24 protein-coding genes and 1 tRNA gene are annotated in these 26,801 nt (G+C 74.0%); 14 read left to right on the top strand and 11 right to left on the bottom strand.

The genetic code is table 11. The features are described 5' to 3' along the window. Positions 1–3 precede the first annotated feature (3 nt). Together ACZ7D7_RS06035 and ACZ7D7_RS06030 are read left to right on the top strand one after the other, a co-directional pair. Entirely contained in the window at positions 4–912 is a 909-nt protein-coding gene (locus tag ACZ7D7_RS06035; protein WP_470822743.1) for a carbohydrate ABC transporter permease, read from the top strand. A gap of 107 nt (positions 913–1,019) precedes the next feature. Beyond that, positions 1,020–2,456: a GH1 family beta-glucosidase gene (locus tag ACZ7D7_RS06030; RefSeq protein WP_470822742.1), complete on the top strand. Its 1,437-nt coding sequence runs from the start codon at positions 1,020–1,022 to the stop codon at positions 2,454–2,456. 111 nt (positions 2,457–2,567) lie between these two features. On the opposite strand, the gene ACZ7D7_RS06025 is transcribed toward ACZ7D7_RS06030, so the two are convergent. From ACZ7D7_RS06025 to ACZ7D7_RS06015, 3 genes are all read right to left on the bottom strand, one after another. Continuing rightward, complete coding sequence (locus tag ACZ7D7_RS06025) at positions 2,568–4,022, bottom strand: glycoside hydrolase family 18 protein (RefSeq protein WP_470822741.1); 1,455 nt, start codon at positions 4,020–4,022, stop codon at positions 2,568–2,570. A gap of 118 nt (positions 4,023–4,140) precedes the next feature. Continuing rightward, positions 4,141–5,547, bottom strand: a complete 1,407-nt coding sequence (locus ACZ7D7_RS06020) for a sensor histidine kinase (protein WP_470822740.1) — start codon at positions 5,545–5,547, stop codon at positions 4,141–4,143. Continuing rightward, a complete protein-coding gene (locus ACZ7D7_RS06015) occupies positions 5,544–6,248 on the bottom strand; it encodes a response regulator transcription factor (RefSeq protein WP_470822739.1) in 705 nt (234 codons plus the stop codon). The genes ACZ7D7_RS06020 and ACZ7D7_RS06015 overlap by 4 nt, the downstream gene beginning before the upstream one ends. A 132-nt stretch (positions 6,249–6,380) precedes the next feature. On the opposite strand from ACZ7D7_RS06015, the gene ACZ7D7_RS06010 reads away from it, so the two are divergent. Then, positions 6,381–6,914, top strand: a complete 534-nt coding sequence (locus tag ACZ7D7_RS06010; protein ID WP_470822738.1) for a hypothetical protein — start codon at positions 6,381–6,383, stop codon at positions 6,912–6,914. 33 nt (positions 6,915–6,947) lie between these two features. Here ACZ7D7_RS06010 and ACZ7D7_RS06005 read toward each other — a convergent pair whose 3' ends face one another. Together ACZ7D7_RS06005 and ACZ7D7_RS06000 are read right to left on the bottom strand one after the other, a co-directional pair. Then, positions 6,948–7,817 (bottom strand): spermidine synthase, encoded by an 870-nt coding sequence (locus ACZ7D7_RS06005; RefSeq protein ID WP_470822737.1) that lies wholly within the window; start codon positions 7,815–7,817, stop codon positions 6,948–6,950. Positions 7,818–7,925: 108 nt separating this feature from the next. After that, the gene (locus tag ACZ7D7_RS06000) at positions 7,926–8,360 is read right to left on the bottom strand and encodes a hypothetical protein (protein ID WP_470822736.1); all 435 of its coding nucleotides are present in this window, start codon (positions 8,358–8,360) and stop codon (positions 7,926–7,928) included. 295 nt (positions 8,361–8,655) lie between these two features. Here ACZ7D7_RS06000 and ACZ7D7_RS05995 point away from each other — a divergent pair, with 295 nt between their 5' ends. Further along, the gene (locus ACZ7D7_RS05995; protein WP_470822735.1) at positions 8,656–10,107 is read left to right on the top strand and encodes a hypothetical protein; all 1,452 of its coding nucleotides are present in this window, start codon (positions 8,656–8,658) and stop codon (positions 10,105–10,107) included. A gap of 73 nt (positions 10,108–10,180) precedes the next feature. Here the strand turns inward: ACZ7D7_RS05995 and ACZ7D7_RS05990 are convergent, their stop codons facing one another. Continuing rightward, positions 10,181–10,774 (bottom strand): histidine phosphatase family protein, encoded by a 594-nt coding sequence (locus ACZ7D7_RS05990; protein WP_470822734.1) that lies wholly within the window; start codon positions 10,772–10,774, stop codon positions 10,181–10,183. A gap of 202 nt (positions 10,775–10,976) precedes the next feature. Between ACZ7D7_RS05990 and ACZ7D7_RS05985 the strand changes: the two genes are divergently transcribed. The 7 genes from ACZ7D7_RS05985 (at position 10,977) to ACZ7D7_RS05955 (ending at position 17,404) form a co-directional block, all read left to right on the top strand. Further along, positions 10,977–11,978 carry a phosphatase PAP2 family protein gene (locus ACZ7D7_RS05985; protein WP_470822733.1) on the top strand — a complete coding sequence of 334 codons (1,002 nt, stop codon included), beginning with the start codon at positions 10,977–10,979 and terminating at the stop codon, positions 11,976–11,978. Further along, a complete protein-coding gene (locus ACZ7D7_RS05980) occupies positions 11,929–13,071 on the top strand; it encodes a hypothetical protein (RefSeq protein ID WP_470822732.1) in 1,143 nt (380 codons plus the stop codon). The genes ACZ7D7_RS05985 and ACZ7D7_RS05980 overlap by 50 nt, the downstream gene beginning before the upstream one ends. Beyond that, entirely contained in the window at positions 13,062–14,654 is a 1,593-nt protein-coding gene (locus ACZ7D7_RS05975; protein ID WP_470822731.1) for a hypothetical protein, read from the top strand. The genes ACZ7D7_RS05980 and ACZ7D7_RS05975 overlap by 10 nt, the downstream gene beginning before the upstream one ends. Next, positions 14,651–15,991 (top strand): AAA domain-containing protein, encoded by a 1,341-nt coding sequence (locus tag ACZ7D7_RS05970; protein WP_470822730.1) that lies wholly within the window; start codon positions 14,651–14,653, stop codon positions 15,989–15,991. The genes ACZ7D7_RS05975 and ACZ7D7_RS05970 overlap by 4 nt, the downstream gene beginning before the upstream one ends. Positions 15,992–16,252: 261 nt before the next feature. Continuing rightward, positions 16,253–16,618 (top strand): hypothetical protein, encoded by a 366-nt coding sequence (locus ACZ7D7_RS05965; RefSeq protein WP_470822729.1) that lies wholly within the window; start codon positions 16,253–16,255, stop codon positions 16,616–16,618. 119 nt (positions 16,619–16,737) lie between these two features. Then, positions 16,738–17,340, top strand: coding sequence for a bifunctional DNA primase/polymerase (locus ACZ7D7_RS05960; RefSeq protein WP_470822728.1), 603 nt, complete (start codon positions 16,738–16,740; stop codon positions 17,338–17,340). Beyond that, positions 17,331–17,404, top strand: a tRNA-Lys gene (locus ACZ7D7_RS05955). Before ACZ7D7_RS05960 ends, ACZ7D7_RS05955 begins: the two co-directional genes overlap by 10 nt. Positions 17,405–17,470: 66 nt before the next feature. Here ACZ7D7_RS05955 and ACZ7D7_RS05950 read toward each other — a convergent pair. Then, complete coding sequence (locus tag ACZ7D7_RS05950; protein ID WP_470822727.1) at positions 17,471–18,820, bottom strand: M6 family metalloprotease domain-containing protein; 1,350 nt, start codon at positions 18,818–18,820, stop codon at positions 17,471–17,473. A gap of 294 nt (positions 18,821–19,114) precedes the next feature. On the opposite strand from ACZ7D7_RS05950, the gene ACZ7D7_RS05945 reads away from it, so the two are divergent. Then, positions 19,115–20,956, top strand: coding sequence for a putative bifunctional diguanylate cyclase/phosphodiesterase (locus ACZ7D7_RS05945; RefSeq protein ID WP_470822726.1), 1,842 nt, complete (start codon positions 19,115–19,117; stop codon positions 20,954–20,956). Here ACZ7D7_RS05945 and ACZ7D7_RS05940 read toward each other — a convergent pair. The 3 genes from ACZ7D7_RS05940 to ACZ7D7_RS05930 form a co-directional block, all read right to left on the bottom strand. Beyond that, on the bottom strand, positions 20,932–22,023 hold the full coding sequence (locus ACZ7D7_RS05940; RefSeq protein WP_470822725.1) for an LLM class flavin-dependent oxidoreductase: 1,092 nt from the start codon (positions 22,021–22,023) through the stop codon (positions 20,932–20,934). The two genes, ACZ7D7_RS05945 and ACZ7D7_RS05940, sit on opposite strands and share 25 nt — an antisense overlap. 165 nt (positions 22,024–22,188) lie before the next feature. After that, on the bottom strand, positions 22,189–23,568 hold the full coding sequence (locus ACZ7D7_RS05935) for an amidase (protein WP_470822724.1): 1,380 nt from the start codon (positions 23,566–23,568) through the stop codon (positions 22,189–22,191). Between the two features lie 35 nt (positions 23,569–23,603). Beyond that, positions 23,604–24,581, bottom strand: a complete 978-nt coding sequence (locus tag ACZ7D7_RS05930) for a D-2-hydroxyacid dehydrogenase (RefSeq protein ID WP_470822723.1) — start codon at positions 24,579–24,581, stop codon at positions 23,604–23,606. A gap of 135 nt (positions 24,582–24,716) precedes the next feature. Between ACZ7D7_RS05930 and ACZ7D7_RS05925 the strand changes: the two genes are divergently transcribed. Further along, complete coding sequence (locus ACZ7D7_RS05925) at positions 24,717–25,550, top strand: maleate cis-trans isomerase family protein (protein WP_470822722.1); 834 nt, start codon at positions 24,717–24,719, stop codon at positions 25,548–25,550. Then, a complete protein-coding gene (locus tag ACZ7D7_RS05920; RefSeq protein ID WP_470822721.1) occupies positions 25,547–26,278 on the top strand; it encodes a maleate cis-trans isomerase family protein in 732 nt (243 codons plus the stop codon). The genes ACZ7D7_RS05925 and ACZ7D7_RS05920 overlap by 4 nt, the downstream gene beginning before the upstream one ends. 12 nt (positions 26,279–26,290) lie before the next feature. Here the strand turns inward: ACZ7D7_RS05920 and ACZ7D7_RS05915 are convergent, their stop codons facing one another. Next, positions 26,291–26,785, bottom strand: a complete 495-nt coding sequence (locus ACZ7D7_RS05915; RefSeq protein WP_470822720.1) for a DUF3830 family protein — start codon at positions 26,783–26,785, stop codon at positions 26,291–26,293. Positions 26,786–26,801 lie beyond the last annotated feature (16 nt).

The raw sequence follows: 26,801 nt of genomic DNA, 5'->3' as shown, positions 1-26,801 counted from the left end.
GCCGTGACGACGACCATGACGAAGCCACCTCAGGACACGGTGCCGAAGGAGTCCCGGCGCATGCTGCGGACCAAGGCGGCACGCGCGGGCGGGCAGATGCACGCGGGCCCCCTCGCGTACGTGGTCCTCGCGCTGTTCACCATCGGCTCGCTGTTCCCGCTGGTGTGGACCGCGATCGCCGCCTCGCGCGACAACCAGCGGCTCGCCGAGACGCCGCCGCCGTTCTGGTTCGGCTCCAACCTGTTCAACAACCTGGACCTCGCCTGGAACGACGCCAACCTCGGTGAGGCGTTCCTCAACACCACCTTCGTGGCGGGCGTGTCGGCGGCGACGATCGTGTTCCTGTCCACGATCGCCGGATTCGCCTTCGCCAAGCTGAAGTTCAGAGGCCGCAACGCGCTGCTGCTGATCGTGATCGGCACGATGATGGTGCCGCCGCAGCTCAGTGTGATCCCGCTGTACATGATGGTGGCCAAGCTCGACTGGTCCGACCAGCTCCAGGCGGTCATCCTGCCGTCGCTGGTGAACGCCTTCGGGGTGTTCTTCATGCGGCAGTACCTGATCCAGGCGCTGCCGGACGAGATCATCGAGGCCGCCCGGGTCGACGGCGCGAGCAGTTGGCGCGTGGTGTGGCACGTGGTGTTCCCGGCCGCGCGGCCCGCCATGGCCGTACTGGGCATGCTGATGTTCGTGCAGACCTGGAACGACTTCCTGTGGCCGTTCCTGGTGCTGACGCAGAACGGCAATCCGACCGTGCAGGTGGCGGTCGCGGGCCTGGGTCGCGGCTACACCCCCGACCAGTCCCTGATCATGGCAGGCGCGCTGCTCGGCACACTGCCCCTGCTGCTCGTCTTCGCGATCTTCGGCAAGCAGATCGTGGGCGGCATCATGCAGGGCGCGGTGAAGGGCTGACGGCCGCCGCGTCCACGGGGCCGGGTCACCGCCGCCTCGGCCCCTTTCCCTCGTCTCATTCCCCCTCCTACCCGTCGGTCTCCACGACCTCCAATGGGAGCGCTTCCATGCCTGAGTCCGCACAGCCGGTGACCCCGGTGACCTTTCCCCCCGCCTTCCTCTGGGGCGCTGCCACCTCCGCGTACCAGATAGAGGGGGCGGTGCGGGAGGACGGCCGCACCCCGTCGATCTGGGACACCTTCAGCCATACGCCGGGCAAGACGCAGGGCGGCGAGACCGGCGACATCGCTGTCGACCACTACCACCGCTACCGCGACGACGTGGCGATGATGGCGGACCTGGGGCTGACCGCCTACCGGTTCTCCGTCTCCTGGCCGCGGGTGCAGCCGACGGGCCGCGGCCCGGCCGTCCAGGTCGGCCTGGACTTCTACCGCCGGCTGGTCGACGAGCTGCTCGCGCACAACATCAAGCCCGCGGTCACCCTCTACCACTGGGACCTGCCGCAGGAGCTGGAGGACGCGGGCGGCTGGCCGGAGCGCGACACGGCGTACCGGTTCGCGGAGTACGCGGCGCTCGTCGGCGAGGCGCTCGGCGACCGCGTGGAGCAGTGGATCACGCTCAACGAGCCGTGGTGCAGCGCCTTCCTGGGCTACGCCTCCGGTGTGCACGCCCCGGGCCGTACGGACCACGCGGCGTCGCTGAAGGCCGCGCACCACCTGAACCTGGCGCACGGCCTCGGCACGTCGGCGCTGCGGTCGGTGATGCCGTCGCGCAACACGGTCGCGCTGAGCCTGAACTCGTCGGTGGTCCGCGCGGTGACGCAGGACCCGGCCGACCTGGCGGCGGCCCGCCGGATCGACGACCTGTCCAGCGGGATCTTCCACGGCCCGATCCTGCACGGCGCCTACCCGAAGACGCTGCTGGAGGCGACGTCCTCGCTCACCGACTGGTCGTTCGTCGAGGACGGCGATCTCGCCGCCATCAACCAGCCGCTGGACGCCCTGGGCCTCAACTACTACACGCCGACGCTGGTTTCGGCCGCCGACCCGGACGCGAGCGGCCCGCGCGCCGACGGGCACGGGGAGAGCGACCACTCGCCGTGGCCGGCGGCGGACGACGTGATGTTCCACCAGACGCCGGGCGAGCGCACGGAGATGGGCTGGACCATCGACGCGACGGGCCTGCACGAGCTGATCATGCGCTACACCCGTGAGGCGCCGGGCCTGCCGCTCTACGTCACGGAGAACGGCGCCGCGTACGACGACAAGCCCGACGCCGACGGCCGCGTCCACGACCCGGAGCGCATCGCCTACCTGCACGCGCACCTGTCGGCGGTGCGCCGCGCCATCACGGACGGCGCGGACGTGCGCGGCTACTACCTGTGGTCCCTGATGGACAACTTCGAGTGGGCCTACGGCTACGGCAAGCGCTTCGGCGCGGTCTACGTCGACTACGCCACGCAGGTCCGTACGCCGAAGTCGAGCGCCCACTGGTACGCCCGCGCGGCCCGCTCGGGGACGCTGCCCGAGGTCGACGCGCTGTAGAACGCCGCGCGCCCCGGCCGGGTGGGGGGTGAGCCGGCCGGGGCGTTGAGCGTGGGGGGATGTGGGGGCTGTGGGGCCCGGGGTCTGAGCGCCCGGGGGCGTGGGGCCGCGTCAGTTGTAGGCGGCGAAGGCCTTGGTGAAGGCGAACTTCTCCTGGTCGATGGAGCTGCACGTGGCGTCGGCCGAGGGCTTCGGGCCGCCGGGGCAGGCCTTGTCGCGGGTGCCGGACCACATGGAGAGCCAGCCGAGGCCCTTGGACTTGGCGAAGTCCACCAGCTGCGTGGCGTCCTCGACCTCGAACACCTCGGTCACGACGTCGTTGACGCCGATCATCGGCGTCACGGCGACCGTCCGCCACGCCTCGCTGTCGGACAGCCCGAGGACGCCCTTGATCTGGGCCTGGGTGGCGGTGGCGGCCTGCTCGGCGTAGGTGCCCATGTCGTCGCTGTAGGCGGGGCCGTAGTCCATCGCCATGATGTTGACCGCGTCGATCTTCACGCCGTTCTTCTTGGCGTCCGCCAGGAGGTTCACGCCGTCCTGCGTGAGGCCCTCGGGCATCACCGGCAGGGTGAAGGAGACGTCCAGGCCGGGGTGTTGCCGCTGGAGCTGCGCGATCGCCTGGGCGCGGCGGGTGTTGGCCGCCGCGTTGGGCAGCGCCCCGCCCTCGACGTCGAAGTCGACCTTGGCGAGCCTGTAGGTGTCCACGACCTTGCCGTACGCCGCCGCCAGCGCGTCCGCCGAGGCGCAGGTCGTGCCCAGTTCGGAGCCGGCCGCGCCGCCGAAGGAGACCCGGACGTCGCCGCCCTTGGCGCGCAGGGCGCCGATCTGCGCGGCGACGGCGTCGCTGCCGAGGTCGGTGACGCCGCCCCACTTCGGGGTGCAGCCGCCGCCGTCGGTGACGAAGGCGAGGTTGTAGTCCTTCACGCCGGTGGCCTCGGCGCTCGCGACCAGGTCGAAGGCCGGGTGGAGCGAGGTGTCGACGTAGGGGGCGAAGCCGGCGGTCTCGCCGGTGCCCGGGGGCTGCGTCGGGGTCGCCGTGGCGGTCGGGGTGGGCGTGGGTGTGGCGGTGGGCTTCTCCGTCGGGGTGGCGGTGGGAGTGGGCGTGTCCGTCGGGCGGCCGGTGGGTTCGGGCGTCGCGGCGTCGTCCGTGGAGCACGCCGCGTTGTCCACGCGGCAGCCGGTGGGGGCGGCGGTGCCGGTGGCGACGAAGCCGACGGTGACGGACTCGCCGGCGGCCAGGCCGTCGGTGTCCCACCGGGGCGGCGTCACGGTGACGTGCCGGCCGCTGACGTTCGACTCGGCGTTCCACAGCGAGCTCAGCGTGGTCCCGGCGGGCAGGTCGAACTCCAGCCGCCAGTCCTTCTTCGCCTGTCCGCTGTCGTTGGTGACGACGTACTGCGCGGTGTAGCCCGTCGACCACTCGCTGGTCTTCGTGTACGCGGCGCCGACTCCGGCCGCCTGCGCGGTGCCGGTGAACAGGAACGCGCCGCCGCCCGCCACAGCCGCGGCGACGACACCGCCCATCGCCTTGTACCTGCCACTGACCTTGCGCCGGTGCGTGCTCATCGCGTGCCTGCCTTCGCCGTTCACGGGTCCACTGGGGGTGGGGTGTGGCAGCACGCTAGCGACCGCGAACCGGGCAAACGGCCTGTTCCGGACGGGGGTTGGGGATCTTAGGGTGCGCTTAAGGAAGGGATCGGGAGCGATTAAAGGTGGCGGCGGGCCGCAGGAACCGGCGGCGGCGCACGCCCCCGCGGTGCCCGCGGCGCACCGGGTCCGCCCTGCCGTCCAGGTGGAGCCGGATCCGCACCTCGGTGCCGCCGAGCACGGAGGGGCCGATCCGTACGTCCCCGCCGGTGGATTCCGCGAGCCGGCGCACGATGTCCAGGCCGAGTCCGGTCGACCCGTCGCTCCCCGAGCCTCGGCCGCGCGCCATCGCCGCCCCGGGGTCGGGTATGCCGGGGCCCGCGTCCGACACGAGCACGAGCACCGCGTCCTCGCCGTTGTGCACGTCGACCGCGAAGGCCGTGCCCTCCGGTGTGTGCCGGAAGACGTTGCCGAGCAGGGCGTCCAGGGCGGCGGCGAGGTCGGCGCGGGCCACGGGGATGCGCACCGGCCGGTCGGCGCCCGCCACGCGCCACTTGCGGCCCTCGTCCTCGGCGAGCGCCGACCAGAAGCCCATCCGCTCGCGCACCACCTCCGCCGCGTCGCAGCCGGCGCCGGGACCGGCGGCGGCCGTCTGCGGCTTGGCCTCGCGGGCGGTCCGGATGATGGTGTCGACCTCGCGCTCCAGTTGCTCGACGGCGGTGCGGGTCTGCTCGGCGGCGGGCCCGTCGCCGAGCGAGGCCGCGTTCAGCCGCAGCACGGTCAGCGGCGTGCGCAGCCGGTGGGACAGGTCCGCCGCCAGCTCCCGCTCGTTGGCCAGCAGTTGCACGACCTGGTCGGCCATCGAGTTGAACGCGACCGCGGCGAGGCGCAGTTCGGTGGGGCCCTCCTCGGGCACGCGGGCGCCGAGCTTGCCCTCGCCCAGTTCGTGCGCGCCCTCGACCAGGCGCTGCGCGGGCTGCACCATGCGCACGCCGAGCCGGTCGGCGACGGCGACCGATCCGACGACGAGGGCGAGACCGACCCCGGCGAGCACCGCCCACGCCGTGGCGACGCCGTTGGTCATCTCGGACTCGGGCACGAACACCTCGACGACGGCTATCTCCCCGGTGCTCAGCGCGACCGGCTGGAGCAGGAGGGAGCCGTCGGCCGCCTCGGTGGTGGAGGCGCGGCCCAGTCTTCGTACGGCCGCGATGTCCCGTTCGGCGGCGCGCTGCCGTCCGAGGTCGACACGGCCGGTGTCGGCGGAGGCCGGGATGTGCACGGCCATGCCGGCGTGCGAACCGGCGGAGGCGACGACGCGCTCCAACTGGTCGTGGTCGGTGGTGATGGACAGCGCGGGGGCGACCGCGGCGGCCTGCCGCTCGGCGTTGGAGAAGGCGCGGTCGCGGGCCATCTCCTTGATGACGAGGCCGAGCGGCACGGCGAAGGCCACCACGACCATGGTCGTGACCGCCAGCGAGACCTTGACCAGCGCCCATCTCATCGCGCCGGCTCCGCTTCCGGTGGTTCCAGCTTCACGCCGACGCCCCGCAGGGTGTGCAGATAGCGCGGGCTGGCCGCCGTCTCGCCCAGTTTGCGGCGCAGCCAGGACAGGTGGACGTCGATGGTCTGGTCGTCGCCGTAGGACTGCTGCCAGACCTCGGCGAGCAGTTCCTTGCGGGGGACGACGACGCCGGGCCGGCCGGCGAGGAAGGCGAGCAGGTCGAACTCGCGGCGGGTGAGGTCGAGCCGCGTGCCGTCCAACCGGGCCTCGCGGCGCAGCGGGTCGACGGTGAGGCCGCCGACGCGCAGTACGGTCGGGGGCGGTGCCTCCCCGGCGCCGGATCTGGCGCGGCGCAGCACCGCCGCCATCCGCGCGGACAGGTGCTCGACGGAGAACGGCTTGGTCAGGTAGTCGTCCGCCCCCGCGTTCAGCAGCCGGACGATCTCGCCCTCGTCGTCGCGCGCGGTGGCGACGATGACCGGCACGTCCGTGATGCCGCGCAGCATCTTCAGCGCCTCGGAGCCGTCCAGGTCGGGCAGTCCGAGGTCCAGGATCACCACGTCGAAGGGGAAATGGGCGACCTCGCGCAGCGCCTCCAGCGCCGTGCCGACACTGCGCACCGTGTGGGCGGCGTCGGTCAGGTGCCGGATGAGCGCGGAGCGTACGAACTGGTCGTCCTCGACCACAAGCACACTTGCCATGGCCCGCACCGTACGCCATGCGCACGCGGCGGGCGCGGGCCTGTGGACAACTGCCCGCCTGTGGACGAGCGGTGGGGGAACGGGTCCGGGCGGGCGACACCCGGGGGGCGTGTGGGGCAGTATGGGCGCGCGATGCGCAGAGGACTCGTTCACGTACTGGCTTGGTCGCTCGCCACGGGCGCGGCGGTCACGCTGTCGTGGTGGGGCGTCCACACGGTGATGGCGGGCACGGCCTACGACCCGCCGCGCGCCCTGCCCATCACGGTGACGGAGGCGAGCGGGCCGCGGTCGGAGCCGCTCGCGTCGTCCACGCGGCGGCCGGCGCCGGCGCCGACGTCCAAGAGCCCGTCGCCGAAGCCGACACCGACGGTCCCGAAACCGTCCGCGACGCCCCCGCCGTCCCGCGGCGCCGCCCCGCCCGCGGACCCGTCGCCCACCACGTCGGGCGAGGTGCGCGGTTACGACACGGACGGCGGGCGCGCGGTGTTCGACCTGGGGCCGGCGTCCGCGACGCTCGTGTCGGCGACGCCGCGGACCGGCTGGTCGATGCAGGTGTGGAAGACGGAGAAGTGGATCCGCGTGGAGTACACCGCGGGCGCGGACCGGGTGTCGGTGTTCTGCACGTGGCACGACGGCCCGCCGCGCGTCGAGATCAATAACTACTAGTGCCCAGCAGGCAACTGCTGGGTGGCTGCGCGGTCAGTGGAAGACCGAGGGCGGCGGGGCCGGTGACGCCACCGCCGTCGCGTCCGTCACGGGCGGGGCGCCGCCCGTGAAGTCGGCCAGCGACCTGCCGTGTTCGACCCGGCCGGGGTGCGGGTCGGAGGCGGCGCGGCGGGTCAGCTCGGCGAGCGGGAGCGGGTGGTCGGAGGCGGCCAGGATCGCGTTCCCGAACCGCTTGCCGCGCAGCACGGCCGCGTCGGCGATCAGCGCGAGTTCCGCGAACCGGGCGGCGGCGGTGGCGATCTGGCCGCGCAGGTGGGCGAGGGGCGGGCCGTCGGCGAGGTTGGCCGCGAAGACACCGCCGGGCTTCAGCGCCCTGCGGACCTCGTCCAGGAACTCCCCCGAGGTCAGGTGGGCCGGGGTGCGGGCGCCGCTGAAGACGTCCCCGATGACGAGGTCGGCCCAGCCGTCCGGCACCTTCGCGAGGCCCTCGCGGGCGTCCACCGAGCGCACCCGGATCCGCGCGCCGGGGTCCAACGGCAGGGCGCGCCGGACCAGTTGGACGAGGGCCGCGTCCCGCTCGACCACCTGCTGGGTGGAGCGGGGGCGGGTGGCGGCGACGTAGCGGGCCAGCGTGAGGGCGCCGCCGCCGAGGTGCACGGCGTGGACCGGCCGGCCGGGCGGGGCGGCCAGGTCGATGACGTGGCCGAGGCGGCGCTGGTAGTCGAAGGAGAGGTGGCCGGGGTCGTCGAGGTCGACGTGGGACTGGGGTGCGCCGTCGATCAGGAGCGTCCACGCCCGCGGCCGGTCCCGGTCGGGTACGAGCTGCGCGCAGCCGCCGTCGACGTGCTCCACGACGGCTTCGGCCCCGCCCTGCCGGCGCCGGGGGCTCCTGGACTTTCCCATTGGCTCATTATCGGTGCCCGCGGGTACCGCTGCCCGCCCGGGTCACGGCCAGGAGGCCGGGTCCACCCGCGGACCAGCCGAGGACCACCTGCGGACCGTCCGCGGGTCTCACCGGCAGTTGTCCGCCGCCTCGATCAGCCGGGCCGCCTCGCCCAGTGCCGCGCGCAGCATCGCCGGGTCGGTCGCCGGGTCGGCCTCGCCGGGGGGCAGCAGCCAGCCCGAGTCCGCCGCCGCGGGTGGTCCGGGGACGAGGTTCAGGCCCCGGCCGTTGGTCTCGGTGCACGTGCTGCCCGGCACGTCCCACGCGGCGGCGGTCCCGGGCGGCACCAGGAAGCCCAGCGTGCCGCCGCCGTCGTGCAGGACGGGGCCCACCGAGTCGGCGGCGCCGCGCCGCAGGATGTCGACCGCCTCCAGCCCCTGCCGGGCCGGCACCGTGACGACGTCGCACGCGGCTCCCCCGGGCGGCGGTGTGCCGCCCGGCCCTCCCGACGCGCGCCCTGCCGTCGTCGGCGTACGAGGAACGTTGCTCTGGCGCGTCTCCATCCCGGCCTCCACCACGGAACCCCTGCTTGGACGAGCTACCGGGAATCACGGGCTCCCGGTCCACAAGGTTCAACGCGCGAGAACGTCAACGGCTACGGCGGAAGTCAGCCGCAAAGGATGGCACTTCATGGCAGATCGCGGAGGAGATATCCGGTTTGTGGTCAAACTCGACGTGCCGGGTCCGGCGCAGCCGGTACGTTCTTGCCCGCCGGGACCAGAGCGCCAGGACGTGACAACGCGGACAACTCGCCCTGGATCCGGCATGGTTCGACGGTTCGCACGGGAGGACCCGGCCATGGCGTCGTCAACGGTGCCCTCATCGGGGCCGGACCGGCCGGAACGGCCGCAGCCGAACCTCGTCTTCCGGCAGGTGCGCGGAGCGCGCTCGCCGGCCGAGTTCGCCGCGGCGGTCCGCCGGGCCGCCCGCGAGATCGGCGAGCGGGTCAGCTGTGACGCGCGCTACATCGGCAGGGTCGAGGCGGGCGAGATCCGGTGCCCCAACTACGCGTACGAACGGGTGTTCCTGCACATGTTCCCCGGACGCACGCTCACCGACCTGGGCTTCGCGCCCCGCTCGTCCGTACGCGGACGCCGGGCGCACGTGGTCCAGGACGGCGCTCCCCCGTCGCACGCCGCGGACCCGGCGGACGCCACGAGTGAGACGCGCGGGGCGCACGAGCCGTATGAGACGCCGGACCAGACCACGACGTACGACAACTTCGAGGAGAGCGACGTGCTGCGTCGCGCATTCATGACCGGCGGCGGCGCCACCGTGGCCGCCGCCACCCTGGGCCCCTTCGCCCTCGCGCCAGCCGCTTCGGCGGCACAGCGCCCGGCGCGCCGCGCCGGGACGAGCGAGGCGGGCGCCCTGGAGGAGGCAGTCCGCAGGATCCGGCTGCTCGACGACCGGCACGGCGCCGACGGCCTCTACCGGCGCGCGGCGGCCCCGCTGCGCGCCGCGTACGGGCTGCTCGACGCCGTGGCGACGCGGCGGGCGACGGCGGACCGGCTGTACTCGGGCGCCGGTGAACTGGCCATCTCCGTGGGCTGGCTGGCCCACGACTCGGGACGCTTCGACGACGCCCGCTCGCACTACGCGGAAGCCCTGGCCACCGCCCGGACGCACGACGACGAGGCACTGGAGGCGCACGCCTTCTGCAACGCGGCGTTCCTCGCGCGGGACACCGGCCGGCCCCGCGAGGCGGTGCGGGCGGCGCAGGCCGGGCAGCGGGCCGCCCGGCCGCTCGGCTCGGCCCGGCTGATGTCGCTGCTCGCGCTGCGCGAGGCGGGCGGCTGGGCGGGCCTCGCCGACCGTGTCGCCTGCGAGCAGGCCCTGACCCGCGCGAAGGCCCTCTTCGACCGGGGTCCCTCGGACGCCGACCCCGAGTGGATGAGCTTCTACGGCGCGGCCGAACTGGAGGGCCTGGAGGCGCAGTGCTGGTCCACCCTGGGCGACTGGCCCCGGGCGGCGCGGCACGCGCGGCGTGCCGCGGAACTGCAGGACCCGCACTTCACGCGGAACATCGCGCTCTACACGGCGGAGCTGGCGGACGACCTGGCGCGCGGCGGGCGGCCCGACGAGGCCGCGGTCGCGGGCATGCGCGTGCTGGACCTGCTGGGCGAGGTGCAGTCCTCGCGCGTGCAGACGATGCTCGCCGGGACGGCCCGGGTCCTGCTGCCGCACCGGCGGGCGCACGACGTCTCGGCGTTCCTGGAACGCCACGCCGAGCTCCCCCGGCCCGCCTGAGACCCGCCCGGCGCCCGTCCCTGGCCGCGCGAGGCGACCCCCCGGGCTGCGCGAGGTGGCCCCGGCCGCAGCACTAGGCGAGGTGGCCCACGTCGTTCCACGTCTCGATCGCCGGCTCGCCGTACGCCCAGCCCAGGACGGACAGCGACGTCGGGTTGAGGCGGACGCGGGACGCGAAGTCGATCGGCTGCCCGAGCCAGCGGGCGCCGATCGAGCGCAGGATGTGGCCGTGCGCGAAGACCAGGACGTCGCGGTCGGCGGAGCGGGCCCACGCGACGACCTCGTCCGCGCGGGCCGTCACCTCGGCGAGGGTCTCCCCCTCGGGGACGCCGTCGCGCCAGATGAGCCAGCCGGGCCGCAGGGCCTGGATCTCGGCGGGCGTCATGCCCTCGTAGCCGCCGTAGTCCCACTCCATGAGCGCGTCCCAGTTCTCGGCACGGTCGCCGAACCCGGCCAGCTCGCACGTCTCACGCGCGCGTGCCAGCGGGCTGGTGCGCACCTCCACGCCGGGCAGCCCGCCGAGCGGCGCCCGGTGCAGGCGCTCGCCGAGCAGCTTCGCGCCGCGGCGCCCCTCGTCGAGGAGCGGCACGTCGGTCCTGCCGGTGTGCTTGCCGGACAGCGACCACGCCGTCTGTCCGTGCCGGGCCAGCAGGATGCGCGGTGCCATGAGGGGCCTTTCGGGTGAACTTCAGCGCTACCCCACCATCATCGCTCACACGTTTCGCGGGCAACCCGGCGGGCGATCTCTGCGTCTATCAGGGCCGGGAGCCCGACGAGGGCGCCGGGGCACACCGTAAACCGGGGCACACCGTAAAGTGGCACGGCCGCCCACAGGGCGCCGGGCGGAAGTGAAAGGGGAGGGCGATCGGATGCCGCACACCGAGACACCGGGCACCGAGGCGGGCCCGGCGACCCGGCTGCGCTGGTGGTCCGAGCTTCCTCTGATCCTCCTCGTGTACGCCTGCTACTCGGCGGGCCGGCTGCTCGCCCGGGGCGACGTGAACACGGCCGTCGACCACGGCCTGGCGATCCTGCGCATGGAGAAGGCGCTGTTCCTCAACGCCGAGCACCCCCTCAACCGCCTCTTCACGCGCGAGCCGTGGCTGGGCGTGCCGGCGGACTTCTGGTACGCGTCGCTGCACTACCTGGTCACGCCCGTGCTGCTGGTGTGGCTCTTCCGCTCCCGCCGGGTGCACTACCGCGCGGCGCGCACCTGGCTGATGACGTCGACGTTCATCGGCCTGATCGGCTTCACGCTGCTGCCGACCTGCCCGCCCCGCCTGCTGGCCCCCGGACACGGCTTCGTCGACACGATGGCCCAGTACAGCTCGTACGGCTGGTGGGCCGGCGAGGCGAGCGCGCCGCGCGGCCTCGGCGGCATGACGAACCAGTACGCGGCGATGCCGAGCCTGCACGTGGGCTGGTCGCTGTGGTGCGGCGTGATCCTGTGGCGGTACGGCCGCACCCGGACCACGAAGGTACTGGCCGTCGTCTACCCGCTGGTGACGACGATCGTGGTGATGGGCACCGCGAACCACTACTTCCTGGACGCGGTCGCGGGCGCCGCCGTCATGGGCGTCGGCCTGCTGCTGGCGCCGGCCGTGATGCGCGCCGCCGACCGGTTCGGGCCGCGGCTGCTGCCGCGCCTCGCGGCGCCCGCCGTGGTGACCCCGGCGGTGGCGTCCACGGCCGCCCCGGAGCCGGCCGCCGTGGGCTCCGTGCCCGCGGGTTCACCGAATGTCAGTGACGGATGCCAGACTTCCGCGGGTGAGCGATTTCCACGGCAGCGCGAGTCACGGATCGGATCCGGAGCCGAGCCCGGTGCCTCACCCCAGGACGCGGGGGACGGGGCTCCGGCACCGGCTCGCTGAGCTGCGCGGTCCGGACGTCCCGGCCAAGGCACTGGACGCGCGGGCCCTGGCGGCCCTCGCCGCCAACCCGGGCTGCAGACGGCGCGCGATACTCGACGGCGCCGGGGTGGACAAGGCGGCGCTCGCGAGCGCACTGGGCTCCCCGTCGGCCTTCGGACAGTCGCAGTTCGCGCTCGTGCGGGGCAACGCGTTCGAGGCGAAGGTCAAGGCCGACGGCGGCACGGAGCTGCTGCGGCTCGTGCACGAGAAGCTGGACCCGGCGGCCGAGCCGCCCGCCGGGGCGCGCGTGCCCGACCTGACCGCGACGGGCCCCGAGGGCCGCGCGGCGCGTACGGCGCTGGCGCTGCGCGAGGCCACCGGCGCGCCGGGCGCCTGGACGCTGCTCGACCACCCCATGCTCGCGCTCGACGTGGCGGGCTCCCCCGCGTTCCTGGAGCCGGACGCGGTCGTCGTGCATCCGGACGGCGCCTGGACGGTCGTGGAGATCAAGTCCTTCCCGATGCTGGACGGCTCGGCGGACCCGGCCAAGGTGGGCGCGGCGGCCCGGCAGGCCGCGGTGTACGTGCTGGCGCTGGAGCAGGTCGCCGCGCGCCTGGACCCGGCGCCCGAGGTGCGGCACGAGGTCCTGCTGGTCTGCCCGAAGGACTTCTCCAACCTGCCGACGGCGTCCGCGATCGACGTGCGCAAGCAGCGGGCGGTGACCCGCCGCCAGCTGGCCCGCCTCACCCGCATCGAGGACATCGCCCGCACCTTGCCCGAGGGCACGTGCTTCTCCCCCGGGCTGCCCGCCGAGCAGCTCACCGTGGCCGTCGAGGCGGTCCCGGCGACGTACGCGCCCGAGTGTCTGTCCGCGTGCGAGCTGGCCTTCCACTGCCGCGCGCGGTCCCGCGAGGACGGCGTGGTGACGTCGCTCGGCCGGCCCGTGCGCGCCGAACTGGGCGGCCTGAGCACCGTCGAGGACGTCCTGGCGGCGGCCCGCGGCGAGGCCGGGGACCCGGACGACCCGGCGGTGGCCGCGCTGCGCCGGGCGGCGCTGCTGCGGGCCGAGGCCCTCGGCGGCGCCGCGGACCGGGAGGTGCCCGCGTGTCGCTGATCGCCACCCTGGCCCGCCTGGAGGCCGTCAGCACCGGCCGCGCCCAGCCCGCCGCCACCGTCCGGCACCGCAGGCTGGCCGAGCGGCCGCTGGTGTTCGTGCCGCTGACCACCGCGGGTGAGGCCGGTGCCCCGCTGGGCGCGCTGGTCGGCACCGACCGGGACGCGCCGCGTCTGCTGGTGGTGCCGCAGCCGCGCGACCGCGACCTGAGGTTCGCGTTCCTCGCCGACCTCGCCGACGTCGTCCTGCCGTACATCGACTCGTTCGCCGACGCCGTGGAGGCCGCGGAGCGCACCGAGACCGACCCGGAGACCGGCAAGCGGGTCAAGGTCGAGGTGGAACTGTGCTCGGACGCCCCGCAGTTGATCGTGCCGAGCCGGCCCGGCGTGGACTTCGTCCGGCTGCTGGGCCGCTCCACGCGGTTCCGGCGCACGGCGGAGCAGGAACCGGAGGCTCCCTATCCGGCGCCGCCTCGGGTGCCGTTGCTCGGCAGGTGGCTGACGCACTTCGGGGAGCGGGCCCGGGTGCCCGGCTCGTCGCTGCTGCTGGCCATGACGGACGTCCTGGGACGGCACTGGGCGACCGGGCAGTCGACGCTGGAGGACCAGCACCTGGGCGCGCTGCTCGCGTGGATCGACCCGCCCGGGGGCAGCACGGGCGCGGAGGCCGCGCTGCGGGCCGAGGTGGAGCGCGACGCGCGCGGGCAGCTGGCGTGCCCGCCGGCCGGCCCGGCGACGGACCCGGCGTTCGACAACAAGCTGCTCGCCCCGGCGATCGAGCGCTACGACCGGGCCCGCACGGCGCTCGCCGCCGCCGAGGACGGCCTCCAGGCCGACGAGCGGCTCGGCATCCTCACCGCGGCCGAGCGGGAGATCCGCGCGCTGGTCGAGAGCGTCACGCGGCCCACCTGGGACGCGGTGTGGCGGGGCCTGGACCTGCTGCGGGAGCTGCCGGAGGGGGCGCACGTCGAGGAGCGCTGGACGCGCGACCGCTGGTCGTTCACCGGGCACCGCGACCGCGTCCTGGCCGGTGAGCCGCCGCAGCCGCGCCGCGACGACGCGGTGACGGCGGCGAACAAGCTGGCGACGCGCGAGCGGGAGCAGGCCCGTCTGGAGGCGCAGGAGGCACTGGACGATCCGCTGGTGATGGCGGGGCGGCGGCTGGCGGGCGAGGCGTTCGCGGGGGAGGTCACGGACGTCGTGATGGCGTACAGCGAGGGCAAGCGGCCGAGCCCGCGCCCGCTGGTCACGGTGCGCACGGACGACCGGCCGCACCTCGCGGAGCGCGCGAAGGTGTTCCGCTCGCTGGGCGGCAAGCCGCAGGCGGCCGAGTTCGTGGGGTACGAGGACGACGGGGCGCTGGTCGTGCTGCGGATCGTGGACAAGATGGGGCGGGGCAAGGAGCCGGAGACCGGTTCGGTGCCCGAGAAGGGCGACCGGGTGTGCTTCACGCTGTTCGAGCACGAGCAGCGGGGCGGCGCGAAGCTGCCCGATCCGGAGGAGACGCCGTGGACGCACGGCGGGCCGCCCGGCGAGGGCGTGCCCGAGGCCGCCGACCCGGTGACCGAGGAGGACGTGCTGTGACGACCGAGGCCGTCTTCGACCCCGGCGCCGCAGCGACCCGTGCCACCGACGCGATCCTGCGCGACACGCTGCACGGCGCGCGGCGCGGTGTCGTGGTCGACTCCCCGCCGGGCGCCGGCAAGTCCACGCTGGTGGTGCGGGCGGCGCTGGAGCTGGCGGACGCCGGGCGTTCCCTGATGGTGGTCGCGCAGACCAACGCGCAGGTGGACGACCTCGTGCTGCGGCTCGCCGAGAAGAACCCCGAGCTGCCGGTGGGCCGCCTGCACAGCAGCGACGCCGACCCGTACGACAAGGCCCTCGACGACCTGCCGAACGTCCGGAAGTCGGCGAAGGCGGGGGATCTGACGGGCCTGCCGGTGGTGCTGTCGACGGCCGCCAAGTGGGCGCACGTGAAGACGGACGAGCCGTGGGAGCACGCGATCGTGGACGAGGCGTACCAGATGCGCTCGGACTCGCTGCTGGCCGTGGCCGGGCTGTTCGAGCGGGCGCTGTTCGTGGGCGACCCGGGTCAGCTGGACCCGTTCTCGATCGTCGGCGCGGAGCAGTGGGCGGGCCTGTCGTACGACCCGTCGGCGTCGGCCGTGTCCACGCTGCTGTCCCACAACCCCGACCTGCCGCAGCACCGCCTGCCGGTGTCGTGGCGGTTGCCGGCGTCGGCGGCCCCGCTGGTGTCGGACGCGTTCTACCCCTACACGCCGTTCCGCAGCGGCACCGGGCACGGCGACCGGCGGCTCGCGTTCGCCGTCGCGTCGGACGGCTCGGGTCCCGACCGGGTGATCGATGAGGCGGCGGAGTCGGGCTGGGGCCTGCTGGAGCTGCCCGCGCGCCACACGCCGCGCACGGACCCGGAGGCGGTCCGCGCGGTGGCGACGGTGGTACGGCGGCTGCTGGACCGGGGCGGCGCCGCCGTCTCGGAGCGCGTCCCGGACCCGGTGCCGCTCACCGCCGACCGGATCGCGGTCGGCACGGCGCACCGCGACCAGGCGGCGGCGGTCCGCGCGGCACTGGCGGAGCTGGGCGTGACGGACGTCACGGTCGACACGGCGAACCGGCTCCAGGGCCGGGAGTACGACGTGACGGTGGTCCTGCATCCGCTGTCCGGCCGCCCCGACGCGACGGCGTTCCACCTGGAGACGGGCCGCCTGTGCGTCCTGGCGTCCCGCCACCGGCACGCGTGCATCGTGGTATGCCGCGCGGGTGTGGACGCCCTGCTGGACGACTATCCGTCGACGGAACCGGTCCAGCTCGGCACGGTCGTGAAGTTCCCGGACGGCTGGGAGGCCAACCACGCGGTCCTGGCCCACCTCACGGAGCACCGGGTGCCGTGGCGGGGCTGAGGGACGAACCCGCCACCGCGGCACGCCCTTCTCGCCGGACGGAGTCCGGCACGCCGCCGGCAGGCGGCCAATGAACACAGCCCCGACGGCTGGGAGGCCAACCACGCGGTCCTGGCCCACCTCACGGAGCACCGGGTGCCGTGGCGAACCTGAGCCGGCCCCGGCTGTGAGGCGGGCCGGGGCCCTCTTGCGCGGGCGCGGGACAATGGACGGTGGCCCACTTCCCAGGGGGCCGTCGGCGACGTATGAGGAGGAGAAGACATGGCGGAGCCCACGCCGCGTCGGAACGAACCGCGGCTACGCCCCGCGCCCCTGCTCTTCGAGCCCGCGGAGGCGGCCTCCGACCCCGAGCACTTCTTCGACCTGGCGTCGATCGACGACCCCCGGGCGCTGCTGGACCGCGCGACGGAGCTGACGCTGGCGTTCCGCGCGGCGGCGGACCGTGCCGTGGAGTTCCAGGCGATGGCGGCGGCCCAGCTTGCGGACCCGCGGCGCTTCGACCGGCTCACGCACGCGGACATCGCCGAGCGCGCGGCCTGGACCGAGGACTACGCGAAGAAGATGGTCGAGTTCGGCCGCGATCTGCTGCGCGGTGGGGAGGGCCCGGGTCCCGCCGACCCCGTGTGACGCACCTCCGGTCGGCATATGCCGGACCCGGGCGGAAGATACTCCTTCTCACTCGTTCGTGTCCTGGTTTTCCGCAACTCACCGGAACGGACTCCTCACGCCCGGTAGATATAGATGGCATGAGCAGCGAACGGAACGAAGTCTCCGCCGTCTCGGGCGTCACCGCCGACGGTGCCGCCTGGCTCGCCTCCGCAGGAACGTATCCGCGGAGCACGCTCGCGCACTGGGAGGAGCGGCCGGACGCCCCGGTCGTGCTGCCGTGCGGTTCCGCCTTCGACGTCGTCAGCGTGCCGGCCATCTTCGGCCGGCGGATGCTGGACCGCCTCTGGGAGGAGGGCCCTGGTTCGGGCCCCGTGGCCGAGTACCGGGGCCGGATGCTGCTGTTCGCCGCGCCGGGCACGGCCCAGCGGCTGCCGTCGCTGCTGCACTGGGAGGAGTGGGGCGACCGCGGCCGGGAGCGCGGCCGGACGGGCGCGATCCCGCCGCTGCTGTGCCACGGCACCGGCGACGCGGTGACCGTGCCGGCCCTCGTCGGCGCCGACCGTGCCGAGCCGTCCGCGTCCCGCTGGCTCGTCGCGCCGGACACCCGGCACCCGTGGCTGCCGGGCCCCGAAATCGTGCTGTGGGCGGCGGTCCGGGCGGCCCGCGCGGCCGTGCGGATATCGATTTTTCCTCCCGCCGACCAGGATGCTAAGGTCTACGACGTCAGCAGGCGCCGCTAGCTCAGTTGGTTAGAGCAGCTGACTCTTAATCAGCGGGTCCGGGGTTCGAGTCCCTGGCGGCGCACGGCAGTGATCAGCCCCTCGCAGCAGCGGGGGGCTGATCGCGTTTCCGGCCCACGAGGGCCGTGCCCTACGCGCCGCCCGCCGTGATCTTCACGTTCCACGCCCCCGCCGCCGTCCGGTTCGTCACCTCCACCCGCACGTCCTCCCCCGGCACCGTGAAGCTCTCGCCGAGGCCGACCGGGGCGTCCGCGAGCGGCGGATAGACGGAGTTCTCCCAGCAGGCGTCGGTGTCCGGGTGCGCGTCGACCACCTCGATCGGCCCGCCGCCGGACTGCGTCCCGCCCCGCACCCGGTACACGAGCACGCCCGAGCGGCAGACGTCGGCGTCGTTGCCGACCGGCCCGCGCGCCTCGAAGGCGAGGACGGTGTCCGCGCCGGTGCGCACCACCGCCAGCTTGGTGCCCCGCCCGAGACCGAAGGCCGGCGCCCCCGCCGCGCCCGCCACCGGCACGCCCGGCCCCGCGCCCAGCGGCTCCAGGGTGAGCCGGGTCGGCCCGGAGCCCCGCACGCACGCCACCTGGCGCGGTTCGAGCCAGCCCAGTTTCCACTTGTGCCAGCCGAACAGATCGGGCGCGAGGCCGAACTGGCTGCCCATCAGGTCCCAGTCGCCGACGTGGGTGTCCCAGTCGCCCTTGCCGTCCACGGGCCGGTGGTAGAGGTCCGGCAGGTCGAAGACGTGCCCGGTCTCGTGGGCCAGCACCAGCCGGTCCGGCGGGTGCTTCTCGAAGACCGTGACGACGCGGCGGATGTCGGTGCCGTCGGCACGCAGCGGGGTGTCGAGGTTGACGACCTTCGTCGCGTCCGAGTCGACGCCGGGCGCGTCCGGGTCGGCGACGAAGTACACGACGTCGTAGCGGGAGAAGTCGACGTGGCCGTCGCTCGCGGCGAGCGCGTCGCGCAGGTAGGCGGCGCGATGCTCGGCGCTCCAGTCGCGCTGTATGACGTACGCCGTCGAGGGCTGCGGCATGGGGATCCAGTGGCGCAGCGGGTGCGGGCGCAGCGTGAAGCGGCCGTAGGAGGCGCGCTCGAAGAAGCGGCTGGTCTCCGGGAAGTGGTCGGCGGTGAGGTCCGCGGGGGTGGTCAGGGGGTGCGAGTCGGGGAACGACAGGAACACCATCACGGCGTCCAGGGTGCGGGTCGGCCGCGGATAGGCGGCATTCCAGGTGTCGAGGCCCTCCGAGTGGTGGGCGTCGGTGCGTTCGAGGGCGCAGGGCATCGGCGAGAACGGCTCGGCGACCGAGGGCGCGGTCACCAGGGACGTGGCGGCGAGCGCGGACATGGTGGTGAACACGGCGGCCGGCTTGCGCAGTCGGGTCCGGTCGGCCGCGCGGGTGAGTCCCAGGAAGGCGTCGGACGCGAGTCGCCTCAGGGGAAGCTGGCGCGGCACAGGGACCTCCGGGAGCGGTTCACGGGACACCGCACCCAGACTCTTCCGGTTTGTCGTACTACGCCCTGTTTGCCTGCACCGGACGGGTGAGCGGTCCGGAATTTCGGTGGAACCGACACCCCCGGGCCACTCACGGAACGTCACAACTGGTCGGAGGCCTCAAGAACCCGTCCAGGTATGAGCAGAAACGATCTGTCTCGGTGGTGGTTCCGTCCGGAACACTGGACAGCGGCTGGAAGGGCCAGGGGCCAGCCTCTATGATCGGCACACTTTCCTGACCATTTCCTGCACGGACAGAGATCGAGTGCACTGCGGGAGCGAGCGGTGAGCGGAACGTCCGAAGGGCCGACGCCCGCGGGGGACCTCGACCGGGCGGTCATCACACAGAGTGACCTCGACGCGCCTCCCCGTGCCGAGCCACTGCCGTACCGCTCCGTGTTCACGGCGGCCCCCCTCGCGATGGCCGTCGTCGACCCGGAGGGTCTGGTCGTCAGCGCCAACGACACCTTCGGCGCGCTCCTCGGCACGTCCGCCGGGGAGCTGGCCGGCGCGGTCGCCGCCGATCTGGTCGACCTCACGTCCGACGCGCGCTCCTGGAGCGCCTACCGCGAGGTGCTGAGCGGCCGTCGGGCCCGGCTGCGCTGCACGCGCCGGCTGAAGCACCCCGAGGGCCACTCGGTGTGGGCGCAGGTCACGGTCACCCCGCTGCCCGGCGCGGAGCGCGGCGTCCTGCTGTCCGTCTCCGACATCAGCGCCCGGCGCGAACTCCAGGCCAGGCTGCGGCACTTGCAGATGCACGACCCGGTGACCCGGCTGCCCAACCGCACGCTGTTCTTCGAGCGCCTGACGGCCGCGCTGGACGCCGACACCTACGAGCGGAGCGGCACCGGCCGGATCGGCCTGTGCTATCTCGACCTCGACGGCTTCAAGGCCGTCAACGACACCCTCGGCCACCGCATCGGGGACCGGCTGCTGGCCGCCGTGGCCGACCGGCTGACGCGCTGCGCCGACGAGGCCGGGTACGCGCGCGCCAACACGCCGCTGGTGGCCCGGCTCGGCGGCGACGAGTTCGCGCTGCTGGTCGAGGACTCCACCGGAACCGAGCAGCTGGCCGACCTCGCCGAGTCGGTCCTGACGGCGCTCCAGGCGCCGTTCGACATCTCCGGGCGGCGCCTGTCGGTGTCGGCGTCGATCGGCGTCGTCGAGCGGCACGCGGCCGGCACCACGCCCACCGCGCTGATGCAGGCCGCCGACACGACGCTGTACTGGGCGAAGGCCGACGGCAAGGCCCGCTGGACGCTGTTCGACCCCGAGCGCAACGCGCACCGCATGACCCGGCAGGCCCTCGCGTCCACTCTCCGCCCGGCCGTCGAACGCGGCGAGTTCACGCTGGAGTACCAGCCGCTGGTGGGCATGGCGGACGGGCGGCTCAGCGGCGTCGAGGCCCTGGTGCGCTGGAATCACCCGCAGTTCGGCACATTGACGCCGAATCGGTTCATCGGACTTGCGGAAGAAGACGGCTCGATCGTGCAGCTCGGCCGCTGGGTGCTGCGCACCGCCTGCCGTCAGGCCCGCCGCTGGCAGCTGGACCACCCCGACGAGCCGCCGATCTTCGTCAGCGTGAACGTGGCGGTCCGCCAGGTCTGGGACTCCGACCTCGTCGCGGACGTCGCGGAGACCCTCGCCGAGACCGGGCTCGCCCCGCACCTGCTCCAGCTGGAGCTCACCGAGTCGGCGGTCATGGGCTCCGCCGGCCGCCCGCTCCAGGCGCTCCAGGCCCTCAGCGACATGGGCGTGCGCATCGCCATCGACGACTTCGGCACCGGCTACTCGAACCTGGCCTACCTCAGCCGCCTGCCGGTGAACGTGCTCAAGCTGGACGGCTCCTTCGTACGGGGCTTCCAGTACGAGGAGTACGAGGGCCGGGACGCCGAACGGCCGAGCCCCGCCGACGAGGTCATCGTGGAGGCGATGATCCAGCTCGCGCACCGGCTCGGCCTCACGGTCACCGCGGAGTGCGTGGAGACCTCGGCGCAGGCCTCACGGCTGCGCGGCATCGGCTGCGACACCGGCCAGGGCTGGCTCTACTCGCGGCCGGTGCCGCCCGACCGCATCTCCGAGCTGCTGGGCAGCCCCGGGGTTCAGGCGGGCGTCGGGAACCCGTAGGCGTCGGCGATGAGTTCGTAGGAGCGCAGGCGCACCTCGCCGCTGTGGGCGTTGCCGGTGATCATCAGCTCGTCGGCGCCGGTGCGCTTCTGGAGGTCGTCCAGGCCGGCGCGGACCTCGTCGGGCGTGCCGTGCACGACGTTGGCGTTCCAGCTGTCCACGAAGTCGCGCTCCATGGGGCTGAAGGGGTACGCCTCGGCCTCCTCCGGGGTGGGCACGAGGCCGGGGCGGCCGGTGCGCAGCCGGACCATGTTCAGCGCGGCGGCCAGGACCTGGCGCCGGGCCTCCTTCTCGTCGTCGGTCGCGAGGGCGGCGACGCCGATCAGGGCGTAGGGCTCGGCCAGGACCTCGCTCGGCCGGAACGACTCCCGGTACAGGTCCAGGGCGGGGATGGTGTTCTGCGCGGAGAAGTGGTGCGCGAAGGCGAACGGCAGGCCGAGCGCGCCGGCCAGGCGGGCGCTGAAGCCGGAGGAGCCGAGCAGCCAGATCGGCGGGCGGTGCGGTGACTGGACGCCGCCGGGCGAGGTGGCCTGGACGGGGCCGGGCACGGCGTGGATACGGCGGTAGGGGTGGCCGTCGGGGAAGTCGTCGTCGAGGAACCGGGTCAGCTCCACGAGTTGCTGCGGGAAGTCGTCGGCGGACTCGTTCAGCCGGTCGCTGCGGCGCAGGGCGGCGGCGGTGGCGCCGTCGGTGCCGGGGGCGCGGCCGAGGCCGAGGTCGACGCGGCCGGGGGCCATCGCCTCCAGCGTGCCGAACTGCTCCGCGATGACCAGCGGGGCGTGGTTGGGCAGCATGACGCCGCCGGAGCCGAGGCGGATGCGGGTGGTGTGGGCGGCGAGGTGGGCGAGGATCACGGCCGGGGAGGACGACGCGACGCCGGGCATCGAGTGGTGCTCGGCGACCCAGTAGCGGTGGTAGCCGCGGGTCTCCGCGAGGCGGGACAGGGCGACGCTGGTGCGGAGGGCGTCGGTGGCGGTGCGGCCCTGGCCCACCGTGACGAGGTCCAGTACGGAGAGGGGGACGGGGGCGGTGCCGTGCGTGGTGCCCCGGATCTCGTCTTCGGCCACGGGTGTCTCCTGGTCGCGCGTGCGGTGTTCCTGCCGGAGGCTTAACGGGAACGGGGATCCGGTTATTCCCCGTTCCCGGGTGCCGCCTCTGTGGGACGGGTGCCGCCCTGCGGCACGACTGCCCGCAGCCAGGACCACGGCCCTGCGGTGCGTGACTGCCCGCGGCTATCCCATGCCCGCCTCGTACAGGGCGTGGGCCGCCCGCAGGAGCACGTCGTCCCGGTGGCGGGCCGCCACCAGTTGCAGGCCGATGGGGAGACCCTTCCCGTCCTTGCCCACCGGGATCGTCGCCGCCGGCTGCTGGGTCATGTTGAAGGGGTACGTGAACGGGGTCCAGGCCGTCCAGCGGTGGTGGCCCGAGCTCTTCGGGACCTCCGTGCCCGCCTCGAACGCCGTGATCGGCAGGGTCGGCGTGGCCAGCAGGTCGTACGTCTCGTGGAAGCGGCCCATGCGGCGGCCCAGGTCCATGCGGACGTCCACCGCGGCCAGGTAGTCCAGCGCCGAGTACCGGGCGCCCCGGGCGCAGATCTCCCGCAGGCCGGGGTCCAGGAGGCGCCGCTTGTCCGGTCCGAGGTGCTGCACGACGCGGGCCGCGCCGCTGAACCACAGGGTGTGGAAGGCCTCCACCGGGTCCGAGAGGTCGGGGTCGGCCTCGGTGACGTACGCGCCGAGTTCCGCGAGGCGTTCCACCGCCCGCCGTACCGCCGTCGCGACCTCCGGGTCGACGGCGACCTGGCCGCCCAGGGTGGGCGAGTACGCCACCCGCAGGCCGCGTACGCCGCCGGTCAGCGCGGCGGCGTAGGAGCCGGGCGCGGGGCCGAGCGCCGACCAGTCGCGGGGGTCGGGGGCGCCGATGACGTCCATCAGGAGCGCCGCGTCGGCCGCGTCGCGGGTCATGGGGCCGACGTGCGCGAGCGTGCCGAAGGCGCTCGCCGGGTACAGCGGGACCCTGCCGTAGGTGGGTTTGAGGGCGAAGACGCCGCAGAAGGACGCCGGGATGCGCACGCTGCCGCCGCCGTCCGTGCCGAGGGCGAGCGGGCCCGCGCCCAGGGCCACGGCCGCCGCCGCGCCGCCGCTCGATCCGCCGGCGGTGCGGGAGGGGTCGTACGGGTTGCGGGTGACGCCGCTCAGCGGGGAGTCCGTGACGCCCTTCCAGCCGAACTCGGGGGTCGTCGTCTTGCCGAGGAACACCGCGCCCTGCTCGCGCAGCCGCGCCACGGATGGCGCGTCCTCGTCCCAAGGGCCCTGTTCCGACACGGTTCTCGAGCCGCGCAGGGTCGGGGCGCCGCGCAGCAGCAGGATGTCCTTCACCGTGACCGGCACGCCGTCCACCACCCCGGCCGGTTCGCCGCGCCGCCAGCGCTCCTCGGAGGCGCGGGCCCGCGCGAGCGCGTCGTCGGCGGTGAGCCTGACGAACGCGTTCACCTCGGGCTGGATCCGTTCCGCGCGGTCCAGCGCCGCGCGGGTCGCTTCCACGGGACTGATGTCGCCCTTGCGGTAGCCCTCGACGAGTTGTACGGCGGTCAAGTCGGTGAGGTCGGTCATCCACCCTCCCTGGGGCGTCCGGGGCGCCTTGGGCGTCAGTGTCCGGGGACGTATCCGCGCTTCTTGTCGACGACGTTCGGCAGGGGCCTGCCCGCCGCCCACAGGTCGTACAACTCCACGAACTGCGCTCCGAGTTCGTCCCGCCAGCCGACCGTGTCGCCGCTCATGTGCGGGGAGACGATCAGGCCCGGGACGTCCCACAGCGGGCTGTCCGGCGGGAGCGGCTCGTGCTCGAAGACGTCCAGGGCGGCGCCCGCGATCCAGCGCCGGTGCAGCGCGTCCACGAGCGCGTCCTGGACGACGAGCTGCCCCCGGCCGACGTTGATGAACCGCGCGGACGGCTGCATCGCCTGGAAACGGCGGGCGTCGAACATGCCGCGCGTCTGTTCCGTGAGCGGCGCCGCGGCGACCACCCAGTCGGCGTGCGCCAGCAGCCGGTCCAGGTCCTCGGGGCCGTGGACGCCGGTGCGGGCGGTGCGGCCGACGAGCGCGGCCGTCACGCCGATCGCCTTCAGGGCGGCCACGATCGCGCGGCCGATCGGCCCGGCGCCGACGACGCACGCGCGCGTGCCGGCCACCTTCCGCGACTCGCGGTGCCGCCAGGTCCGCTCCCGTTGCAGCTCCCAGGTGCGGGGCAGATCCTTGGCCATGGCGAGGACGAGCGCGGCGACGTACTCGGCGATGGGCCGGTCGAAGATGCCGCGGGCGTTCGTCACGACCGTGTCGGAGTCGGCCAGCTCCGGGCACATCAGGTGGTCCACGCCCGCGCTGGCGGTGTGCACCCAGCGCGGCCGGGGGCCGCCGCCCGGCCAGGCCTCGCGGACCGCGTGCGACGTGAAGTCCCACACCAGCAGCACGTCGGCGTGCGGCAGCCGCTCGGCGAGGGTCGCCTCGTCCGCGTGCTCGATCCGGGCCCGTCCGGTCAGCCGGCCGAGGCGGGGCGGCGGATCGGCGTCCAGGACGAGCACAGTGGGGGTCCCGGTGGTCGCGGGAGCGGGTTCCGGTGCGGTCATGGGGGCCGTTTCTGGAGGTGGGCAGCCGTCTGACATGCGAGGTTTGACCACGCTCGCACCCGAATCTACCTTCGTCAACACGGGCGTGGTCACGGTCCGTTGCCCTTCCTTCCTCGCGCGAGGGCGGTGTCTGTCATGGACGTCTCCTTTCTCGGCGGACCGAGCCCGCAACGCGGAGTCGGTGTCGTCGCCCCCTTCGACTTCGCGCTGGACCGCGAGCTGTGGCGCTGGGTGCCGGACGAGGTGTCGCTGCATCTGACCCGGACCCCTTTCGTGCCGGTCGAGGTCGGCCTCGACCTCGCCCGGCTCGTCAGCGAGCACGAGACGCTCGGCGACGCGGTGCGCACGCTCACCGCGATATCCCCCGAGGTCGTCGCCTACGCCTGCGCCTCCGGCAGTTTCGTCGGCGGCCTCGCCGGCGAGCGCGCGATGTGCGAGGCGATGAACCGGTCCGGCGCCGTGCCGTCCCTGACCACCTCGGGCGCGCTGCTGGAGGCGCTGACGGAGCTGGGCGTGCGCCGGGTGGCGCTGGTGACGCCGTACACGGTGTCCGTCACGCGTGTACTGGAGCGCTACGTCGCCGAGGCGGGCGTCACGGTGTCCGGGCGGGCGTACATGGGGCTGACCCGGCACATCTGGCGGGTGCCCTACCGCGAGGTCGTCGAGATGGCGCGCCGGGCGGCGGCTAGGAACGGGCTGGGCGCGGCCGACGCGCTGTTCATCTCCTGCACCAACCTGCCGACCTACGACGTGATACCGCAGCTGGAGGCGGAGCTGCGGCTGCCGGTGATCTCGGCCAACCAGGTGACCATGTGGGCTGCGCTGCGCCGATTGGGTACCCGGGCGGTGGGGCCGTACCAGGCGCTGATCGATCCCGCGGCGCGCACCGGTCCCGCCCTGCCGGGGCCCGGCCCCGGCAGCGCACTGCCGCAACTGCCCGAAGAGAAGCAGCAGGAAGGCTGGTCATGACCGCACTCGGTTTCCTCTACCCCGGTCACTCCGCCGAGGACGACTATCCACGCATCGAGCAGCTGCTGGGGAGCGACATCCGGGTGGACCTGGTGCACACGGACATCGGCACGGACGCGCACCAGGTGGACGCGCTGCGTGAGATGGGCTCGGACGCACGGCTCGCGGCGGGCGTGGAGGAGCTGCGCCTGGCGGGCGCCGAGGCCGTCGTGTGGGCCTGCACCAGCGGGAGCTTCGTGTACGGCTGGGAGGGCGCCCACGAACAGGTGCGGGCGCTGGCCCGGGCGGCCGGGATGCCGGCGTCGTCGACGTCGTTCGCGTTCGTGCACGCGGCGCGTGAGCTCGGGCTGCGGCGGGTCGCGGTGGCCGCGACCTACCCGGAGGAGGTGGCGCTGCTGTTCGCGGAGTTCCTGCGGGCCGGCGGCGTCGAGGTCACGGGCGTGCGCGGCTCGGGGATCGTCACGGCGGCCGAGGTCGGCACGTGGGGCGAGACCGAGCTGTTCACGCTGGTGCGCGAGGCCGACCGGCCCGACGCCGACGCGGTGCTCGTCCCGGACACGGCCCTGCACACGGTGGCGCACGTCCCGGCGCTGGAGAAGGACCTCGGCAAGCCGGTCCTCACCGCCAATCAGGTCACGGCCTGGGAGGCGCTGCGGCTGGCCGACCGCCGGGTGAACGCGCCGTCGCTGGGCTCGCTCTTCACCCGCGAGCCGCTGGTCCAGGCATGAGGACCCCAGGGATCACAGCCTGCTGAAGGCGAGCCGCTCCCCCGCCGCCCCGGTGCGCCACAGGTCGTTGCAGGCCTCCGCCATCGCCTCCAGGCCCTCGGTGATCTGACCCCAGACGATGCCGGGGACCCAGCCGACGTCGGCGTTGAGCAGGAGGTTGTTGCGCTCGTAGAAGAGGGCCAGGTCGACGACGGTGGTGCCGGGGCGGACCTCGCGGTCGTAGCCGTAGGACCGGGTGCCGAGCTCGGTGCCCGCGAAGGAGAAATAACAGAGATCTCCCGGAATGGGCGTCACCGTGGGATTTTCCAGTGGCGGCTCCGATTCCGCGAAGGGCGGGAAGAGTGCGTAGATCTCGTTTCGGGCGTATTTGGCGTGGTAGACGTCCCCGGACAGCGGCAGGGCGTCCCACACCGCCGCGCATGTGAGGGGTGCGCGATCACTTAGCAGCTTTGCCGTGCAGCGCACGCCGCGTTGGGCCAATGAGACCTGGATGTGTCGCTCAGTCATGCGGTTCCTCGTGCCC

The sequence above is a fragment of the Streptomyces sp. NPDC037054 genome (genome assembly GCF_055606745.1).
The sequence above is the reverse complement of the archived record's forward strand: the minus strand, read 5'-3'. Positions and strand labels throughout refer to the sequence as shown.

Coding starts and splice junctions, on each gene's coding strand:
- ACZ7D7_RS06030 (WP_470822742.1), top strand. CDS start 1,020: ATGCCTGAGTCCGCACAGCCGGTGACCCCGGTGACCTTTCCCCCCGCC.
- ACZ7D7_RS06025 (WP_470822741.1), bottom strand. CDS start 4,022: ATGAGCACGCACCGGCGCAAGGTCAGTGGCAGGTACAAGGCGATGGGC.
- ACZ7D7_RS06020 (WP_470822740.1), bottom strand. CDS start 5,547: ATGAGATGGGCGCTGGTCAAGGTCTCGCTGGCGGTCACGACCATGGTC.
- ACZ7D7_RS06015 (WP_470822739.1), bottom strand. CDS start 6,248: ATGGCAAGTGTGCTTGTGGTCGAGGACGACCAGTTCGTACGCTCCGCG.
- ACZ7D7_RS06010 (WP_470822738.1), top strand. CDS start 6,381: ATGCGCAGAGGACTCGTTCACGTACTGGCTTGGTCGCTCGCCACGGGC.
- ACZ7D7_RS06005 (WP_470822737.1), bottom strand. CDS start 7,817: ATGGGAAAGTCCAGGAGCCCCCGGCGCCGGCAGGGCGGGGCCGAAGCC.
- ACZ7D7_RS06000 (WP_470822736.1), bottom strand. CDS start 8,360: ATGGAGACGCGCCAGAGCAACGTTCCTCGTACGCCGACGACGGCAGGG.
- ACZ7D7_RS05995 (WP_470822735.1), top strand. CDS start 8,656: ATGGCGTCGTCAACGGTGCCCTCATCGGGGCCGGACCGGCCGGAACGG.
- ACZ7D7_RS05990 (WP_470822734.1), bottom strand. CDS start 10,774: ATGGCACCGCGCATCCTGCTGGCCCGGCACGGACAGACGGCGTGGTCG.
- ACZ7D7_RS05985 (WP_470822733.1), top strand. CDS start 10,977: ATGCCGCACACCGAGACACCGGGCACCGAGGCGGGCCCGGCGACCCGG.
- ACZ7D7_RS05965 (WP_470822729.1), top strand. CDS start 16,253: ATGGCGGAGCCCACGCCGCGTCGGAACGAACCGCGGCTACGCCCCGCG.
- ACZ7D7_RS05960 (WP_470822728.1), top strand. CDS start 16,738: ATGAGCAGCGAACGGAACGAAGTCTCCGCCGTCTCGGGCGTCACCGCC.
- ACZ7D7_RS05935 (WP_470822724.1), bottom strand. CDS start 23,568: ATGACCGACCTCACCGACTTGACCGCCGTACAACTCGTCGAGGGCTAC.
- ACZ7D7_RS05930 (WP_470822723.1), bottom strand. CDS start 24,581: ATGACCGCACCGGAACCCGCTCCCGCGACCACCGGGACCCCCACTGTG.
- ACZ7D7_RS05925 (WP_470822722.1), top strand. CDS start 24,717: ATGGACGTCTCCTTTCTCGGCGGACCGAGCCCGCAACGCGGAGTCGGT.
- ACZ7D7_RS05920 (WP_470822721.1), top strand. CDS start 25,547: ATGACCGCACTCGGTTTCCTCTACCCCGGTCACTCCGCCGAGGACGAC.
- ACZ7D7_RS05915 (WP_470822720.1), bottom strand. CDS start 26,785: ATGACTGAGCGACACATCCAGGTCTCATTGGCCCAACGCGGCGTGCGC.